The 18,013-nt window shown below is 56.1% G+C and carries 17 protein-coding genes; 6 read left to right on the forward strand and 11 right to left on the reverse strand.

The window, feature by feature from the left end:
• Nucleotides 1–162 precede the first annotated feature (162 nt).
• Nucleotides 163–579: a hypothetical protein gene (locus AACR14_RS10145; RefSeq protein ID WP_005351023.1), complete on the forward strand. Its 417-nt coding sequence runs from the start codon at nt 163–165 to the stop codon at nt 577–579.
• Here AACR14_RS10145 and ubiT read toward each other — a convergent pair.
• Entirely contained in the window at nt 532–1,065 is a 534-nt protein-coding gene (ubiT, locus tag AACR14_RS10150) for a ubiquinone anaerobic biosynthesis accessory factor UbiT (protein ID WP_019446083.1), read from the reverse strand. The genes AACR14_RS10145 and ubiT overlap by 48 nt on opposite strands.
• 189 nt (nt 1,066–1,254) lie before the next feature.
• On the opposite strand from ubiT, the gene ubiU reads away from it, so the two are divergent.
• On the forward strand, nt 1,255–2,250 hold the full coding sequence (gene ubiU / locus AACR14_RS10155) for a ubiquinone anaerobic biosynthesis protein UbiU (protein WP_019446084.1): 996 nt from the start codon (nt 1,255–1,257) through the stop codon (nt 2,248–2,250).
• Between the two features lie 11 nt (nt 2,251–2,261).
• The gene (locus tag AACR14_RS10160; protein ID WP_019446085.1) at nt 2,262–3,134 is read left to right on the forward strand and encodes a U32 family peptidase; all 873 of its coding nucleotides are present in this window, start codon (nt 2,262–2,264) and stop codon (nt 3,132–3,134) included.
• Nucleotides 3,135–3,199: 65 nt separating this feature from the next.
• On the opposite strand, the gene nlpI is transcribed toward AACR14_RS10160, so the two are convergent.
• The 7 genes from nlpI to queA all read right to left on the reverse strand — a co-directional run bounded on the left by nlpI (nt 3,200) and on the right by queA (nt 10,168).
• A complete protein-coding gene (nlpI, locus tag AACR14_RS10165; protein WP_005351017.1) occupies nt 3,200–4,144 on the reverse strand; it encodes a lipoprotein NlpI in 945 nt (314 codons plus the stop codon).
• 90 nt (nt 4,145–4,234) lie between these two features.
• Nucleotides 4,235–4,603: a rhodanese-like domain-containing protein gene (locus AACR14_RS10170; protein ID WP_019446086.1), complete on the reverse strand. Its 369-nt coding sequence runs from the start codon at nt 4,601–4,603 to the stop codon at nt 4,235–4,237.
• Nucleotides 4,604–4,687: 84 nt separating this feature from the next.
• The gene (secF, locus tag AACR14_RS10175) at nt 4,688–5,635 is read right to left on the reverse strand and encodes a protein translocase subunit SecF (protein ID WP_019446087.1); all 948 of its coding nucleotides are present in this window, start codon (nt 5,633–5,635) and stop codon (nt 4,688–4,690) included.
• A 10-nt stretch (nt 5,636–5,645) separates the two neighbouring features.
• Nucleotides 5,646–7,499 (reverse strand): protein translocase subunit SecD, encoded by a 1,854-nt coding sequence (secD, locus tag AACR14_RS10180; RefSeq protein ID WP_005337324.1) that lies wholly within the window; start codon nt 7,497–7,499, stop codon nt 5,646–5,648.
• An 18-nt stretch (nt 7,500–7,517) separates the two neighbouring features.
• Nucleotides 7,518–7,853, reverse strand: coding sequence for a preprotein translocase subunit YajC (gene yajC / locus AACR14_RS10185; RefSeq protein WP_005337327.1), 336 nt, complete (start codon nt 7,851–7,853; stop codon nt 7,518–7,520).
• A gap of 51 nt (nt 7,854–7,904) precedes the next feature.
• Nucleotides 7,905–9,041, reverse strand: a complete 1,137-nt coding sequence (gene tgt / locus AACR14_RS10190; RefSeq protein ID WP_005337329.1) for a tRNA guanosine(34) transglycosylase Tgt — start codon at nt 9,039–9,041, stop codon at nt 7,905–7,907.
• Nucleotides 9,042–9,115: 74 nt separating this feature from the next.
• Nucleotides 9,116–10,168 carry a tRNA preQ1(34) S-adenosylmethionine ribosyltransferase-isomerase QueA gene (gene queA, locus AACR14_RS10195; RefSeq protein WP_019446088.1) on the reverse strand — a complete coding sequence of 351 codons (1,053 nt, stop codon included), beginning with the start codon at nt 10,166–10,168 and terminating at the stop codon, nt 9,116–9,118.
• Between the two features lie 212 nt (nt 10,169–10,380).
• On the opposite strand from queA, the gene AACR14_RS10200 reads away from it, so the two are divergent.
• The 3 genes from AACR14_RS10200 (at nt 10,381) to ahpF (ending at nt 13,790) form a co-directional block, all read left to right on the forward strand.
• On the forward strand, nt 10,381–10,827 hold the full coding sequence (locus AACR14_RS10200) for a CBS domain-containing protein (RefSeq protein WP_013723842.1): 447 nt from the start codon (nt 10,381–10,383) through the stop codon (nt 10,825–10,827).
• Nucleotides 10,828–11,519: 692 nt separating this feature from the next.
• Entirely contained in the window at nt 11,520–12,086 is a 567-nt protein-coding gene (gene ahpC / locus AACR14_RS10205; protein WP_005337335.1) for an alkyl hydroperoxide reductase subunit C, read from the forward strand.
• Between the two features lie 123 nt (nt 12,087–12,209).
• Complete coding sequence (gene ahpF / locus AACR14_RS10210) at nt 12,210–13,790, forward strand: alkyl hydroperoxide reductase subunit F (RefSeq protein WP_019446089.1); 1,581 nt, start codon at nt 12,210–12,212, stop codon at nt 13,788–13,790.
• A 136-nt stretch (nt 13,791–13,926) separates the two neighbouring features.
• Here the strand turns inward: ahpF and AACR14_RS10215 are convergent, their stop codons facing one another.
• The 3 genes from AACR14_RS10215 to AACR14_RS10225 all read right to left on the reverse strand — a co-directional run.
• On the reverse strand, nt 13,927–14,643 hold the full coding sequence (locus tag AACR14_RS10215) for an SIMPL domain-containing protein (protein WP_019446090.1): 717 nt from the start codon (nt 14,641–14,643) through the stop codon (nt 13,927–13,929).
• A 56-nt stretch (nt 14,644–14,699) separates the two neighbouring features.
• Nucleotides 14,700–15,260, reverse strand: coding sequence for a hypothetical protein (locus AACR14_RS10220; RefSeq protein ID WP_019446091.1), 561 nt, complete (start codon nt 15,258–15,260; stop codon nt 14,700–14,702).
• An 86-nt stretch (nt 15,261–15,346) separates the two neighbouring features.
• A partial coding sequence (locus AACR14_RS10225) for a VWA domain-containing protein (protein WP_019446092.1) occupies nt 15,347–18,013 on the reverse strand: 2,667 nt, incomplete at its 5' end.

Here is an 18,013-nt window from a genome sequence, read left to right on the forward strand (position 1 = left end):
GGCGCGCAATTGTAACATAAGAGAACACAATGTTGGCACCGTAAAAGCCGAGCCATTTCAGAACAAAACCACCCGTTTGTATAACAAACCAGCATGAGGGAAGCGAGAGGGGGGGACTAAACTTGATGGATATCCGATAAACGGCACAGGAGACACAACGCCATGCTTCCTCCCTTTATCTATGAGAGATTGCCCAGCCTCTACCTGCTGGCAGCCATTGCCATTATTACGTTGAGTGAACAGCCCCTGCTCTGGTTTGCTGGCGCCTTACTGTTTATCGCCGGAGCGGTGACCTGGATGATGCGCTCCAGCTACCGGCGTACCGATCTGATTATCTTTCCGAGCAAACGCTGGCTACAGCCGGAATGGCTGTATGAAGCGCAGCCCTTCATCTGGCTGGCTGCGGGGCTGGCCATGTCACAGCTGCCCGCCCCTGCGGCACTCATCGCCTTGGTGCCCTGTCTGTGGGCCTGTCGTTGCCTCTGGGCACGGCACCATTATCGTCGCCATGCCCATGGGGTGATTGTCCACTTAAGACGAGATCCCGCCCGGCGCCGTCTGCACCGGAGCCTGCGCTGACTCGGTGCAGGCGCGTTCGATAAACGTCGCCAGATCCATCAGGGGATACTTCATCAGGCTTGGCAAGCCATCGAGATCCAGACTGTCCATCAGGTTTTTCACCTCAAGGCCCAGTTCGGTATCCCCTTCTATCTTCAGCTTGCGCTGGAAAAAGAGCGAGTCCGGATCCTCTTTGCGACCGGCAATCAGGATCAGGTCGTTGGCGGTACCGCTGAAGCAGACATCGGCCTTGTTACACTCGCGAGCTACCTCCAGCTGGCCATTCTGCTCACTGATAAACCAGCACAGCTCCAGATCAGAGACTTCGACTTTCAGCCACTTGTCTGCCAGAAACTCGAAATCGCCATCTTCGATAGCCTCTTTGAAAACCCGGGCCAGTAAACTCTCCATCAGCTGCTTTTGCAGATTGAAGGGAACCAGCTTGAGGGGATGGCGCAAGAAGCGCGGAGCCTGTTCGACCAGGCGGCGTTGCAGTTGTTGAAACACGATAGACTCCCTTTTTTGCGCATTCAAACACAGGGAGAGTGGCAAGATCCTGTTGGAAATCAAACTTGTGCAGGGTTACCTCAAGAAGGGTAAAGCCACACAAAGCTGCCTCAGGTCAAAAAGTGGGAGTGCATGGCTGCATACAATCAGGGCTCGTTTGCCCTTCATATGCACTCTCGGAGCGTACCAATGGAATTACTCTGTCCGGCAGGCAGTTTGCCGGCACTGAAAACCGCCGTGGATAACGGGGCCGATGCCGTTTATATCGGTTTCAAGGATGACACCAATGCCCGCCACTTTGCCGGTCTCAACTTTACCGACAGCAAACTGGAGAAGGCGGTAGATTATGTGCATCAACATGGTCGCAAGCTGCATATTGCCATCAATACCTTTGCCCATCCTGGGGCCGATGCGCGTTGGAAACAGGCGGTTGATCGCGGGGTGGCCCTCGGCGCCGATGCGTTAATCATCGCCGATCTCGCCGTGCTGGAATATGCCAGCCGCCACTACCCCGAGATGGAACTCCATGTCTCGGTGCAGGCCAGCGCCACCAATGCCGCCGCCATTCGCTTCTATCAGCAGCAATTCAATGTCACACGGGTGGTGCTGCCCCGGGTGCTCTCCATGCATCAGGTCAAGCAGCTGGCCCGCGAGACCAATGTTGGCCTTGAGGTATTCGCCTTTGGCAGCCTCTGCATCATGGCCGAGGGGCGCTGCTATCTCTCCTCCTACATGACTGGCGAGAGTCCCAACACCGTCGGCGCCTGCTCACCGGCCAAGTTCGTCCGTTGGGAAGAGACCCCGAATGGTCTCGAGTCGCGGCTCAACGAGGTGCTGATCGACCGCTACGGCCCGGGCGAAAATGCCGGTTACCCGACCCTGTGCAAGGGGCGTTTCGACGTGGATGGGCAGACCTACCACGCGCTGGAAGAGCCCACCAGTCTCAATACCCTGGGTCTCCTGCCCGAGCTGTTCAAGACCGGGATCCAGTCGGTCAAGATTGAAGGGCGCCAACGCAGCCCCGCCTATGTGGAGCAAGTGACCCGAGTGTGGCGTGCAGCCATCGATACCTATCAGGCCAATCCCGAGGCCTATCAGGTCAAAGCTGAGTGGGATGCCCAGCTCGCCCGCGTCTCCGAAGGTAGCCAGACTACCCTCGGCGCCTACCATCGTCAGTGGCAATAAGGAGTCCACCCATGCAATTTTCTCTCGGGCCTCTGCTCTTCTACTGGCCCAAAGCCGATACCGAAGCCTTTTACCATGCCGCCGCCGACAGTCAGGCCGACATCATCTATCTGGGGGAGACCGTCTGCAGCAAGCGGCGCGAACTCAAAGTCGATGACTGGATTGCACTGGCCCATCAGGTGGCCAGCTCCGGCAAGCAGGTGGTGCTCTCGACCCTCGCCCTTATCTCCGCCCCTTCCGAGCTCAAGGAAGTGAAGCGGCTGGTCGACAATGGCGATCTGATGGTCGAAGCCAACGATCTCGGTACGGTACAACTCGCCTGGGAGGCAGGGATTCCCTTCGTCTGTGGTCCCGCCATCAACGCCTATAACGCCGATGTACTGCGCATGCTGCTCAAACAGGGGATGAAACGCTGGGTCATGCCGGTTGAACTGTCCCGTGACTGGCTGATCCAGCTCAATCAGGATCTGGGCTCCCTGCGCGACCAATTTGAGGTGGAGGTGTTTGCCTACGGCCATCTGCCGCTCGCCTACTCGGCGCGCTGCTTCACCGCCCGCTCCCTCGACAAACCGAAAGACAACTGCGAGCTCGCCTGCATCAACTACCCCACCGGACGACTGGCCAACAGCCGCGAGGGGCAACGGGTGTTCAATCTCAACGGGATCCAGACCCAGTCCGGTTACTGCTACAACCTGGGTAACGAGCTGGCTGGTATGGAAGGTCTGGTAGATGTGGTCAGGCTTTCGCCGCAAGGGATGGAGACGCTGGAGATGCTGGCCCGCTTCAAAGCCAACCGGCAGGGCCAGGCTCCCCTCTCCTTGCAGCAAGGAAGCGATTGCAACGGCTACTGGCGCCAGATCCCCGGCATGAGCCTGGTTGAGTAAACCCGCCATTCGCCCAACAAAAAGGCCTCATCGCGAGGCCTTTTTTACCACTATCTGGCAGTGGTTCAGGAGGGCTGATCACCCTTGTTACGAGCGCTCTGGGCACCTGGCGGCAAGGGTTTGCGCGCCATCAACTCCAGTTCCAGCAGCGCATAGCGGTGCTCGATAAAGTCGTAGACGTTGTTGGATAAGGCCAGCTTGAAGTAGCTGATGGCTTCCTTGCGGTTGCCTTTGCCCAGCTCGAACTTGCCCAGATAGAAGTAGGTTTCACACAGGCGCTCGGCAAGCTCCCGGTTATCCTTCACCCCTTTCACCACGTTGCCCATCAGCTGGGAAGCGTTGATCTCGCCGGTATAAAGGCGAACCAGATCCCAGTTCCAGGCATCGTCATCGTACTTGTTGAGACGCTCGCGCATCCGGCTCATGGCGGCCGACGGGTCAAGTTTCTGCTCGGCCAGATAGAGCCAGATCACCCGATAGGGGTCTTCCGGCTGCGCCTCGTAGAAACGCTTCATATCGGCCGCGGCCAGTTCGGGACGGTTGCCGTAATAGAGGGCGATGCCACGGTTGAGATAGGCATAGTCATAGTCCGGCGCCAGTTCGAGGGCGGAATCGAACGCATCATAGGCTTCGTCGTAATTCTGCTGCTGTACCAGATAGACGCCGATGAAGTTGTAGGCTTCGGCGAAATCCGGTTTCTCCCGCAGGGCACGGTTGAAATCGAGCCGCGCGAGGGAACGCAGACCAACCCGATCAAACACCACAGCACGCTCATAGAACAACTCTGCCCGTTGCTCGGTGGTCAGTTCCATTTCACTGAGCATCTGCCCGAGTCGGGCGAGCGCCAGCTCACTCTGGTAGGAGACCTGCAGGGGGGTCGCCAACACCAGTGAAGCAGGCTGCGGCTTGGGAACCTTGGGGGTGTTAACCTGACTGCTACTGCTGCAACCCCACATGGGAAGCAACAACAGGATACCGAGGAGGTATCCAATCCCTTTCCTGACGTTCAATGAACACTCCGACGCTTACGCTTGACCCCGCATATGGTAAAGGTCAACTGCCGCTTTGTCATGTAGCTGTGCCCCTCTACCTCAAATAAATCAGGATTCGACAGGGTATCCGGCATCGCACCAACCGCGAAACCCGCCGTCGACGCTGATCACCTTGCGATAACCCATCTGTTGCAGGTTGTCCGCCGCCAGAATGGAGCGAAAACCACCACCACAATAGAGGTAGAGCTCGGTCTCGAGATCCGGGAACTGGGTCTCGATATCCCGCTCAATCACGCCACGACCCAGATATCGGGCACCGGGCAGATGGCCTTTGGCCCACTCGCTCTCTTCCCGCACGTCGATCAGGTGAAACGTGCGCCCTTCGTCCTGCCAGCGCTTGATCTGGTGAACATCGGTTTCGGTGATGCGGGAGCGGATCCCGTCAACCAGCGCCAAAAAACGGGGATTGTGATGCATGACAAACTCCTGTTGTTTAAATCATGTGCGTCAGCAAACGACACGCAGAGATAAGAAAAGAGCGCCATGAGGCGCTCTTCACTGTTACGGCAGGATTTCCTGTTGGTCCGCACCCTCTTTCTCTACCTGGGTGGGCAGCATGTGCTCGCGCTTGACGCCGAGGAACATGGCAAACGCACTCGCCACATAGATGGAAGAGTAGGTACCGAACGCCACACCGATCACCATGGCCACGGCAAAACCGTGGATCAGCGCACCGCCCTTGAGCAGCAGCGCCAGCACCACGATAAAGGTAAGGCCGGAGGTGATGATGGTACGACTCAGGGTCTCGGTCATGGAGAGATCCAGAATGTATTCGGTATCCCCTTTACGCACCTTGCGGAAGTTCTCCCGCAAGCGGTCGAACACCACGATGGTATCGTTCAGGGAGTAACCCACCAGGGTCATCAGTGCCGCCAGTACAGTCAGGTCGAACTCGTACTGGAAGTAGGCAAAGACACCCAGCGTGATCACCACGTCGTGCACCAGGGAGAGAATGCCCCCCAGCGCCAGACGCCACTCGAAACGCACTGCCACGTAGGCCAGGATACAGAGGATGGAGGCCAGCATGGCCAGCGCACCGTCTGTCGCCAGTTCATCACCCACGGAAGGGCCGACGAACTCGACGCGTTTGAGCACTGCGCCCTCGTCGAGCTGCTTGGCCGCCGCCAGCACTTCGTTACCCTGTTGTTCTACCTTGACCCCCTCTTTCGGGATCAGGCGGAACAGCACGTCACGGCTGGAGCCAAAGTGTTGCAGGGTTGCCCCTTCAATCTTCTGCTCTTCCAGAGCGTCATGGATCTTATCCAGGCTCACCGACTGCTGGAACCCCACCTCGATAGTGGTACCACCGGTAAAGTCCAGACCCCAGTTCAGCCCCCGATCAAACAGGAAGAACAGGGCTACCACCATCAGCACGGAAGAGAAAACCACACCCGGCTTGGCATAGCGCATAAACGGGATCGGTTTTTCAAAATGTAGAATCTGAAACATCTCTCTATCCTCAGATGGGCAGCTTGTCGATACGCCGTCCACCCCAAGCCAGGTTGATAATGGCACGGGAAACTGTGATGGCAGTAAACATGGAGGCGGTCAGACCAATGCCCAGCGTCAGGGCAAAGCCCTTGATGGCGCCAGTACCGATACCGAACAGGATCACGCAGGTGATCAGCGAGGTGACGTTGGAGTCGGCGATGGTGGAGAATGCCCGATCAAAGCCCAGATGGATGGCTTGCTGAACACCACGACCGTTGCGGATCTCTTCACGAATACGCTCGTAGATCAGCACGTTGGCATCCACCGCCATACCCAGCGTCAGGACGATACCGGCGATACCCGGCAATGTCATGGTGGCCCCCGGGATCATCGACATGATGCCGACAATCAACACCAGGTTCATACAGAGCGCCAGGTTGGCAACCCAGCCGAACGCGCGGTAGTAGATCCCCATGAATAGCACGATCACCAGCATGGCCCAGCCGATGGCTTCCATACCGCTGTCGATGTTCTGTTGACCCAGGCTCGGGCCAATGGTGCGCTCTTCCACGATCTGGATCGGGGCGATCAGGGCACCGGCACGCAGCAGCAGCGCCAGGTTGTGGGCTTCGTTGGCATTGTCGATACCTGTGATACGGAACTGGCTGCCAAGACGCGACTGGATGGTGGCGACGTTGATCACCTCCTCCTGCTTGCGGAACTTGCGCTTGCCATCCGGACCCGGTTGACCAACCGGCTTGTACTCGATGAAGACGGTCGCCATGCCTTTACCGACGTTGTCCTTGGTAAAGTTGGCCATCTTGTTGCCACCCTGGCCATCCAGCTTGATGTTGACCTGGGGACGGCTGTACTCGTCGAAACCGGACTGGGCACCCACGATGTGGTCACCGGTCAGGATCACCCGCTTTTGCAGCACCACGGGACGACCGTTGCGATCGTTGTAGACCTTGGAGCTGGGCGGGACACGGCCATCGGCCGCAGCCTGGATGTCGGCTGTCTCATCGACCATGTGGAATTCCAGGGTCGCGGTTGCCCCCAGGATCTCCTTGGCGCGGGCGGTATCCTGAATACCGGGCAGTTCAACGACAATGCGCTCGGCGCCTTGCTGTTGTACCAGCGGCTCGGCTACACCCAGTTCGTTGACCCGGTTACGGATGATGGTGATGTTCTGCTCGAGGGCGTACTTCTTCACTTCCTTGATCTTGGCTTCGCTCAGACCAGCCAGCAGGATGAACTCATCCCCTTTCTGCTCGGTAGTGAAGGTCAAATCAGGGTTCTGACGACGCAGATGAGAAACGGCGCGTTCCTGATCGGCTTCGTCACGGAAGATCACCTGCACCTGATCACCGACCCGGCGCACGCCGGAGTAACGGATCTTCTGGGTGCGCAGCTCGGAGCGGAAATCCTGCACCATCTGCTCTTGCTGCTTGGTCAGTGCTTCGGCCATGTCCACTTCCATCAGGAAGTGCACACCACCGCGCAGATCAAGACCCAGCTTCAGAGGCGCCGCACCGATGGCTTCGAGCCAGGCGGGAGTGGAAGGTGCCAGGTTGAGTGCGGTAATGAAGTTGTCGCCCAGCTTGTTGGCAACGATATCGCGCGCCTTCAGCTGGTCTTCGGTGTTCTTGAAACGGATCAGGATAAAACCGTGCTCGAATGCAGCATGTTTGACCGGGATCTTGGCCGCTTCAAGGGTCTCTTTCACCAGATCAAGAGTATCTAGCTTGACTTCGGCACCACGGCTGGCAGAAACCTGCAAAGCCGGATCTTCGCCGTAAAGATTGGGGGCTGCATATAGAAAACCGATGGCGATCACCAGGATCACCATCAGGTATTTCCACAGCGGATAGCGATTCAACACGCTGTGCTCCTTGGGAGATTAAAGGGACTGGATAGAACCCTTGGGCAGAACGGCAGAGACGAAGTCCTTTTTGATGGTGACTTGAGTCTGGTCGTTCAGGGCGATCACCAGGTAATCGCTGTCGGCAGCCACTTTGGCAATTTTGCCAACCAAGCCACCGGAAGTAAGCACTTCATCGCCCTTGGACAAGGAGCTCATCAGATTGCGGTGATCCTTGGCACGCTTGGCCTGGGGACGATAGATCATGAAGTAGAAGATCAGGCCGAATACGGCCAGCATGATGATCATTTCCATACCACCACCCTGTGCACCCGGTGCTGCGCCTTCTGCATACGCCTTGGAGATAATGCTCATTTAACAACCTCTTATTGATGTAGATTTAAAAAACAAAATTATATGTTGTTGTTATTTAACGTCATTTTCAGCTAACGGAGGCACAGGCTTCCCTTGCCGACGGTAAAACTCTGTTACAAAGTCGTCTAATTTACCCTGCTCGATCGCGTCCCGCAAACCCTGCATCACACGCTGGTAGTAACGCAGGTTATGAATCGTATTCAGACGGGCACCGAGGATCTCGTTGCACTTGTCCAGATGGTGCAGGTAGCTGCGGCTGTAGTTCTTGCAGGTATAGCAATCGCACTCGGCATCCAGGGTACTGGTGTCGTTGCGGTGCTGGGCGTTGCGGATCTTTACCACGCCATCGGTGGTGAACAGGTGGCCGTTGCGGGCGTTGCGAGTCGGCATGACGCAGTCGAACATGTCGATACCACGGCGCACCCCTTCCACCAGATCTTCCGGCTTGCCGACACCCATCAGATAGCGCGGCTTGTCGGCCGGGATTTTCGGGCAAACGTGCTCGAGAATGCGGTGCATATCCTCTTTGGGCTCACCCACGGCCAGACCGCCGACCGCATAACCGTCGAAACCGATCTCCAGCAGCCCCTTGAGGGAGACATCCCGCAGATCTTCGTAGACCGAGCCCTGAATGATGCCGAACAGGGCGTTCTTGTTGCCCAGCGCATCAAACTTGTCGCGGGAGCGCTTGCCCCAGCGCAGGGACATCTCCATCGACTTGCGCGCTTCTTCATAAGTGGCCGGGTACGGGGTGCACTCGTCGAAGATCATCACGATGTCGGAGCCCAGATCGTACTGGATCTCCATGGATTTCTCGGGGTCTAGGAAGATCTTCTCGCCATTGATGGGGTGACGGAAGTGGACGCCCGCTTCGGTGATCTTGCGAATATGGCCCAGGCTGAACACCTGGAAACCACCGGAGTCGGTCAGGATCGGGCCCTGCCAGTTCATGAAATCGTGCAGATCGCCGTGGGCACGCATCACTTCCTGACCCGGACGCAGCCAGAGGTGGAAGGTGTTACCCAGCAGGATCTGGGCACCGGTTTCACGCACTTCTTCAGGGGTCATTCCCTTGACGGTGCCGTACGTCCCGACCGGCATAAAGGCCGGCGTTTGTACCACACCACGTTCGAAGACCAGTTGACCGCGACGGGCACGGCCGTCGGTGGTTTTCAGTTCAAATTTCATTGCTACCTCGGCTGCGTCAGATAAACAGTCTGACAATAGGAGGGCCGCTCACGGCCCGGTAAATAAGCTGAAGCTTATGCTTCAACCTGGCGACGGGTGACGAACATGGCGTCCCCGTAGCTGAAGAAACGGTACTGACCGGCCACGGCTGCCTGATAGGCCGCCATCACGTTGTCATAACCGGCGAAGGCGCTGACCAGCATGATCAGGGTCGACTCCGGCAGATGGAAGTTGGTGACCATGGCATCGACAATCTGGAACTGGTAACCAGGGAAGATGAAGATATCGGTGTCACTAAAAAAGGGCGCCAGCGGTTTGCCCTGTGCCAGGGTGACCTTGGCCGCGCTCTCCAGCGAACGGACCGAAGTAGTACCGACCGCAATCACCCGGCCACCACGGGCACGGGTGGCCGCGATGGCATCCACCACCTCTTGCGGCACTTCCGCATACTCGGAGTGCATGTGGTGATCTTCAATCTTATCTACCCGCACCGGCTGAAAGGTGCCCGCCCCTACATGCAGGGTGACGAAGGCCGTTTCAACCCCTTTGGCCCGAATTTTCTCAAGCAGCGGCTCATCAAAGTGCAGGCCGGCGGTCGGCGCAGCGACAGCGCCCGGCTTTTGATTGTAAACGGTCTGGTAGCGCTCCTTGTCGGCATCCTCGTCGGGGCGGTCGATATAGGGGGGCAGCGGCATGTGGCCGATGGCCTCCAAAATCTCCAGCACCGGACGCGGGTCGAGGAAGTGGATCTCGAACAGGGCGTCGTGGCGGGCGCGCATCTCTGCCTCCACACCACCATCCATGATCATCCGGGTGCCGGGCTTGGGCGCCTTGGAGGCCCGGACATGGGCCAGCACGCTGTGATCGTCCAGAATGCGCTCGACCAGTACCTCCAGCTTGCCGCCGCTGGCCTTCTGGCCAAACATGCGAGCCGGAATGACACGGGTGTTATTGAATACCAGCAGGTCACCCGGATTGAGCTGATCCAGCACATCCACAAATTGACCGTGGCGCAGGGCGCCAGTCTGACCATCGAGCTGCAACAGGCGGCTGGCAGTACGCTCTGCCATCGGATAGCGGGCAATCAGCTCGTCTGGCAGATCAAAATGAAAATCGGATACTTGCATCTTTCACCTCGGGGGGAATCGGCGGCTAGTCTAGTTATCCCCATCTTCCAAGGCAACCCAAAAGACCAAAAACCCAAGAGAGACAAGGGGTAGCGAGCAATATTGAGACACACCTCCGGTTAATGATTCTTTAATGTTCTGTATTGACCCTGATCATGTTTTGCCAATGGGCGCTGGGCTAGGGTGAAAGCAGATACACAAGGAGGCCCACCATGATGACCCTATCCGAAATCATGACCGAACACCCCTTCACTCTGGGTCCGTCAAACAGTGTCAAACAGGCGATGGACCTGATGCAGCAGGAGCGGATCCGCCACATTCCCATCGTCGACGAGCAGCATCACCTGCTGGGGTTGGTAACTCTCACCGATATCCTGGCCACCCGGGAATCCAAGCTGCTGCTCATCAGCCCGGAGCGGGAAGCCGAATTTACCGACAGCGTGCAACTCGACGAGATCATGACACGGCAAGTGGCGAGCGTAGATCCTCACGCCGGCATCAAGGAGGCAGCACTTTACCTGCAGCGGCACAGATATGGCTGCCTGCCGGTACTCAAAGGACGCAAGCTAATCGGCATTGTCACCGAGTCGGACTTTATTGCCGTGGCCATCAACCTGCTGGAATTGATGGAAGAGCAGGAACCACCTACCGACTTTTGATAGATTAAGTTGTAATTAAATTACAATAAAAGCGTTTTCAGCCGTCTAAATAAGCTGAAATGATGAAACACTTTCATTTTGATTGAAAAATTACAACAAACACTTGCCTTGTGATCTGCGTCACACTATTATCCCTCCCATGCAATAGTTGCCGAGGGGGAGACGAGGGATTGTGCACCCATTATCTTCCTCTCATATGTCTGCAAGTTTGCACACCCCGTAGTTAGTCTTTGCTGTAAAGCATTTGTTTATATAGCCATTCCTTGTTTGATGACCCGGCCCTGTCGTTGCGATAGCGCCGGGATTTTTTTATCCGCGTTTTCTGCTCTCCCCCTTGTCAGCACATCCCCCATCGCTGCGAGCAGCTGCCTCAACCTCCTGCGCCACCTGTTTGCACCACCGTTTATCTCATCGCGTCATCGTGGCTCTGCACACCCCTTCTTATGCCTTGAAAAGGCGATGTAGCGCACAGATATTGAACCACGACAAAGAGTTATCTCAGTAGGCCAGAGATATTCATGTTAGGTACAGCCATAGTGAGTTATCTAATAAGTAGATTTAAGCGATTCAAAATTGCGGCTTTTATCGATTAGCGGAAGCCCCTAAGATGAATCCATCGAAAGTTAAGCGCCTCGTCTGGCAAGACTCTTCAACACCAGACCGGCATATGTACATCACAAAGGAGCAATTACATGTCTACCTACATCAACACTGAAATCAAGCCGTTCAATGCTACCGCCTACCACAATGGCAAATTCGTTCAGGTGTCTGACGCTGACCTGAAAGGCAAGTGGTCCGTGGTCTTCTTCTACCCGGCTGACTTCACCTTCGTTTGCCCGACCGAGCTGGGCGACCTGGCTGACAACTACGCTGAATTCCAGAAGCTGGGCGTCGAGATCTACTCTGTCTCTACCGATACCCACTTCACTCACAAAGCATGGCACGACACTTCTGACACCATTCAGAAGATCCAGTACCCGATGATTGGTGACCCGACTGGTACCATCACCCGCAACTTCGGCGTGATGATCGAAGAAGCTGGTCTGGCTGACCGCGGTACCTTCGTGATTGACCCGCAGGGCATCATCCAGATCGTCGAGATCAACGCTGGCGGCATCGGCCGTGACGCACTGGAACTGCTGCGCAAAGTCAAAGCAGCCCAGTACGTTGCCTCCCACCCGGGTGAAGTGTGCCCGGCTAAATGGAAAGAAGGCGAAGCCACTCTGGCCCCGTCCCTGGACCTGGTAGGCAAGATCTAAGCCTCCCGCTTCCAAGACCGGCCCGCATAAGGGCCGGTCTGCTTTCCGGCATTGCCAAATAGGCCTGAAAGCAGACCGACTCACATTTAATGCCAACTCGCCATTACAAGAAGGAATTCGACCATGTTGGATACCAACCTCAAACAACAGCTGAACACCTATCTGCAGTACATCGTCAATCCCATCGAGATCAGCGTGTCCGGCAACGACAGCGACAAATCTGCAGAGCTGCTGGCACTGGCCAGCGAGATCGCCGAGATGTCCCCCAAGATCACCCAGACCTCTGGCACTGCCGTTCGCAAGCCTTCCATGAGCGTCGCGCCCCAGGGCCAAGCACCGCGCGTTCACTTTGCCGGCATCCCCATGGGTCATGAATTTACCTCTCTGGTACTCGCCCTGCTGCAAAGCGGCGGCCACCCCTCCAAGGCCGATGCAGCCGTGCAGGAGCAGATCCGCAATCTCAAAGGTGAGTTCCACTTCGAGACCTATATCTCCCTCTCCTGCCACAACTGCCCGGACGTAGTACAGGCCCTCAACCTGATGGCGACCCTGAACCCCGGCATCACTCACACCATGATCGACGGCGCCCTGTTCCAGGAAGAGGTCGCCGAGCGTCAAATCATGGCGGTACCGAATGTTTACCTGAACGGTCAACCGTTCAGCCAGGGCCGGATCTCGCTGGAAGAGATCGTCGCCAAACTCGACACCGGCGCCGCCGAGCGCAAGGCTGCCGAGCTGAATGAGAAAGATCCCTACGACGTACTGGTGGTGGGCGGTGGCCCGGCTGGCGCCGCAGCGGCCATCTATGCCGCCCGTAAAGGCATTCGCACCGCCATCGTTGCCGAGCGTTTCGGTGGTCAGGTGATGGACACCATCGGTATCGAGAACTTTATCTCCGTGCCCTACACCGAAGGCCCCAAACTGGCCGCCAGCCTGGAGCAGCACGTCAAAGAGTACGGCGTGGAACTGATCACCGAACAGCGCGCCGCCGCCATCAGCAAAGATGGATATGTGAACGTGGATCTCGCCTCTGGTGCCACCTTGAAGAGCCGCGCCGTGATCCTGGCTACCGGTGCCCGCTGGCGTGATCTGAACGTACCGGGCGAGCTTGAGTACCGCACCAAGGGCGTGGCCTACTGCCCGCACTGCGATGGTCCCTTCTTCAAGGGCAAGCGAGTAGCTGTGATCGGTGGCGGTAACTCCGGTATCGAGGCGGCCATCGATCTGGCTGGCATCGTCGAGCATGTGACTGTGGTGGAGTTTGCCGACACCCTGCGTGCCGATGAAGTGCTGCAGAAGAAGGCTCGCTCCATGGGCAATATCGACATCATCATGAGCGCGCGCACCACCGAAGTGATCGGTGATGGCAGCAAGGTGGTCGGTATGGACTACGAAGATCGCACCACCGGTGAGATCAAACACCTGGCGGTGGCGGGTATCTTCGTCCAGATCGGCCTGGTACCGAACACCGAGTTCCTTAAAGGGAGCGAGATTGCCCTGACCCGCTTTGGCGAGATCGAGATCGATACCAAAGGGGCGACCTCCCTGCCCGGCGTCTACGCCGCAGGGGATGCCACCACGGTACCGTTCAAGCAGATCATCATCTCCATGGGTGCTGGCGCCACTGCCGCACTGGGTGCGTTTGATTACCTCATCCGCAACCCGGCTCCTGAAGCGACCAAGGCTGATGCTGTGACCGCCTGATAAACCCAGCGCAACAAAAAGCCGACGCTCGATTAAGTAAACACGAGCGTCGGCTTTTTTATATCTGCATCGATGCGCAATAAAAACCCCGCAGCAAATGGCGGGGTTGTTCATGACTGGACTTAAACGACGAGCATCACTCCAGCAAGAAAACAGCCTCGATATTATCACTTACCGTGATCTGCTGTTGTTGATAGCTGTTGTCCGCCATATCCGGCGCGGGAGCAGCCATCGCCATGGCCTGCACCACCTTCAGGTTGCGGCTGTAGGCGGTAATGGGCGAAGCATTGCGGTACTCCACACTGTAGACCTTGCCAAGCTTCATCCCGAACGCCTTGGCCAGAGATTCAGCCTTGATTTTGGCATCCTCAACGGCATTCAGACGGGCCTGCTCCTTGATGACCTGCGGCGATTTCAACCCGTATTCAATCTGGGATACAGACTCCAGCCCGGCTTTAAGTGCGGTATCCATCAGGGGGCTCAACTTGTCGAGCTGATAGAGCTTCACCGCCAATTGTCGCTGAGCACGGTATCCCAACAATACCGGCTTCTTGTTCTCGCCATACTGATATTCCGGAGAGACCATCAGGTTGCCAGCCTCAACATCGCTGCGCTTGATCCCCAACCCTTCCAGTTGGCTGAAAAAGGCTGCGACCTTGGTATCGACCTGCTGCTTGGCCTTGAGGCCCTGCTTATCAAGTGCACTCACCGCCACATTGAGGGTGAGCATATCGGGTTCGGTCTTTTGCTCGGCATAACCGCTCACCACCAGATGGGGCGCTTGCGGCACTTCAATCGCCAGCAGCGGAGCACTGACAACCAGAGCGGAAAGAGTAAGAAGGGGACGCCACATAGAAAAAAACCTCAGTCGGAAAGATTGAGGCCATTATGCCCGTGCAGCTACGGGATTCATATATCGTGCAAGGGGGGGAGCTGATCCAGTATCTGATTGGTCAGATCGAGGCTAATGGTGACCATGCTGCCGGGATCCTGGCTCTGGTTTGCCATATCCAGCGCAGGAGCCGCGCCACAGACCAACACCTCATCATCGAAATGGAACGAGTCCCACGACAGAACGTGTCCTTGCACCGCCTGTCCGATATTGGTGCCACCACTATCCTCCTCCATCGCAGACCAAGGGATGGTATCAGATGGCCCTAGCAAATCTTGCAACAACGGAGAGTGAAAACTGGCCAGCGGATACTCCTGCTGCCCCTGATGATGGCCAACCAAAATCATGTTATGGGCAGACTCGGTATCCATGACCGGCACATAAGTGATAGAGGCCGTAGCGAAATCAACATAGAGCGAGCCCGCTACATCACCGGCCTCATTCTCAATCTCCATCCCATCCAGCCGATCCCCCTCGATCGAGGCCTGATAGCCAAACTGGCCTGCGCAGGTAATGTTCCCCTGCCCATCCCAGCTATAACGGATGCCATCAATGTCGACCCAGTTGAATGACTGCATGATTACCCCTCTCATCTACTACCGCTATCTTATCCATCCCCTTGGGGAAAAAACAGGGGCCAGGCAAGCCCGGCCCCAAGACAAGGTTACGGATCAACCTTCAAGTTACCGTCATCCAGCAACTTCTGAATAATCTGCAAGTCACTGTTACCCAGGGTCGTCAAGTCAATACTGTCAAATTTTATGACGTGGGTGGTTCCTCCATTCGTACCATCCAAATCAATAGTCAATGTTGATTTGTTTGTGCCTGGCCCATCACTACTGAAATTGAGGTACGCATCAAGCGAACCAGAGTTGGCATGTTCGCCAGTGAGCAGCTCGCTGATATCCAGTACATCTCCGCCAGTGCCGGTGGTGAAGTCTTTGATGACATCCACACCACCGATATCACCCGCCCCCCACTTAAAGGTGTCTTTACCGCCTCCACCTGTCAGGGTGTCAGACCCTGTTCCACCAATCAGAATGTCGATACCGTTACCACCAATCAGGATGTCATTCCCTTTTTGGCCATAAAGCACATCATTACCGTCGCCACCTTCAAGGGTATCATCGCCACCGACAGCCCCCTCCTTACCATACACTGCATGCTGGCTGTAAAGTTCGTTGAGCAGTTGCCCACCACTCTTGCCCGGATTGTCTGCCACAAACTCGAACCAGCCACCATCCACATTGTCTGCATGAATGCTGTCACCAAAAATCACGTCGTTGCCTGCACCGCCCTGCAACAGGTCTGAGCCGACACTAACAGCGGTAAAGAGCGAGCCCAAGCCACTGGACAGGTCATCAAAGCTGTCTACGGCGAGGTAGTTATCTGGCGTGTTGTCAATCGCATTGAGGTTATTGCCAAATGATGCACCGGATGGCACCCCGATCCCGACCGCATTAATCACCACCCCAGGAGCCGTCAACGCATTCAGGGCTGTCATACCGTTAGCAATCTGGGTTGAATTGGTCCAGCTTCCAACAGTTGGCTCCCCGTCCGTAAGGAAGTAGACATACTTATGATCTGCGACAGGATCCCCGGTCATCATGGTATTAAGAGTTGTCAACGCAGCCTGATAGTTGGTCCCCCCCCCTGAGCGAGTTAGATTACTGACAGCCTGCTGAGCAGCGGTAACCGAGGAATAGGTACCCACAACGTTGCTATTATCTGCAAACGTACCAATCTCGACTTGCAACTGTGATATGCCACTGAACTTGGCCAGCAAGTTATTGATGGCATCTTTCATGAGCTGGAATTCAGTGCCGCTAATACTTCCCGACATATCGATCATGAACGTCAGGTTGTAACTACCCGAAGTCACTCCGCCAACATCACCGATCAATACATCTGCCCCAACTCCACCCACTATTGCCCCATCCACATCCGGAGCAAGAAGAGGGTTGGGACGAACGTGATCGTCAATAGCTGTGCTGGCTCCGGAACCTGTGTCATTGGCATTGCTACCAACCACCAGGACCGGATTGATAATGGTCAACTTGGCACTGCTGGTATCTCCATCGCCATCCTTGATCTTGTAAGTGATCTCGACAGGTGCCCCCTCAGCTCCTCCTGATGGTGGTGTGAATCGATAATCACCATCATTTTCAATGTAGAGGGTGCCCTTATTGGTACCCAGTGCGATAGAGAAAGAGGTATTGCTGTTATTAAAGGTGTAGGTTGTTCCGTTGTACTCTACAGAAACCAGTTTGGGCGTACCAAAACCGTCGGCACCAGCACTGTCATTGGCTGTCACATTGCCATCAATTACCTGTGTCAGGTTGGTCAGTGTTCCCGACAGCTGACCCGCGGTATTGATCACCACCACATTGTTGTTGTGAGCGCCACTCGGTGACCACGCGACACTTTGCAGGTCAGCATCAAGTACGCTGGTTGAGCCAATCCCCACGGCATATGCACCATCAATGCCTTTTTGCGTCAGGAAGTTTGTCCAGTCATTGCGCTCTGTGGCGTTAATTGCCTCATCAGCCGAACTGGGCACTCCATCCGAAATGAAGAATACAAAGGTGTTATCAGCGGAAGGCGGTGTCCCATAATTGTCCCGAACCGCTTGCAAAGCATCATCGTAGTCAGTAGAACCGCCAGAAGAGATGCTAGTCAGCTGACCAGTTACCTGATCCTTGGTCAGCCATACCTGACTGCCGACACTCTTGACAGTGGCCGAACTATCAAAATCAACCAGCATCACCTTGACCAGCGAGTTGCCATAGCTGTTCATCAGATTCGTTACAGCATCCTTAATAACCTGCATATTGGTATTACCAATACTGCCTGAGCTATCGAGAACCAACACCAGGTTGACAGTGCCATTAGTGCCACTGGTAATGGTATCAGCTACAGCACTCGGACCGTCGTCCTCGAACTTGACGCCAGCACCGATGCTCACGCTCTTGCTCGCCACATCACCATCACCATCGGTGGTGGTCACCACCGCCGACAGCTTGCCTGCCAGGTCTACCGGCTCGTCATAGTTGGTCGGGCTATCCGGATGTTTGATAGCTACAAACTGGGTCACGCTCAGTTTGCCGTCTTCCCCTATCTCCAGCTTGAATGCGTTGCTGTCCAGGCTACCGTTACCATCGCTGTCAAACTTGCCGTACACGATGTCGCTGTCAGCACCGTCCGCCACCAGGGTGATGGCCTTGTTGCCCACCGTGGTCACCAGCCCGCTGGCCGCCACATCAATACGCAGCGACACATCGGTCGTGCCGCCGTCCACGCCTGTACTGCCCACGCCACCACTGAAGATCGA

This window comes from Aeromonas sp. 159 (assembly GCF_963862045.1).
GTDB lineage: Bacteria > Pseudomonadota > Gammaproteobacteria > Enterobacterales > Aeromonadaceae > Aeromonas > Aeromonas veronii.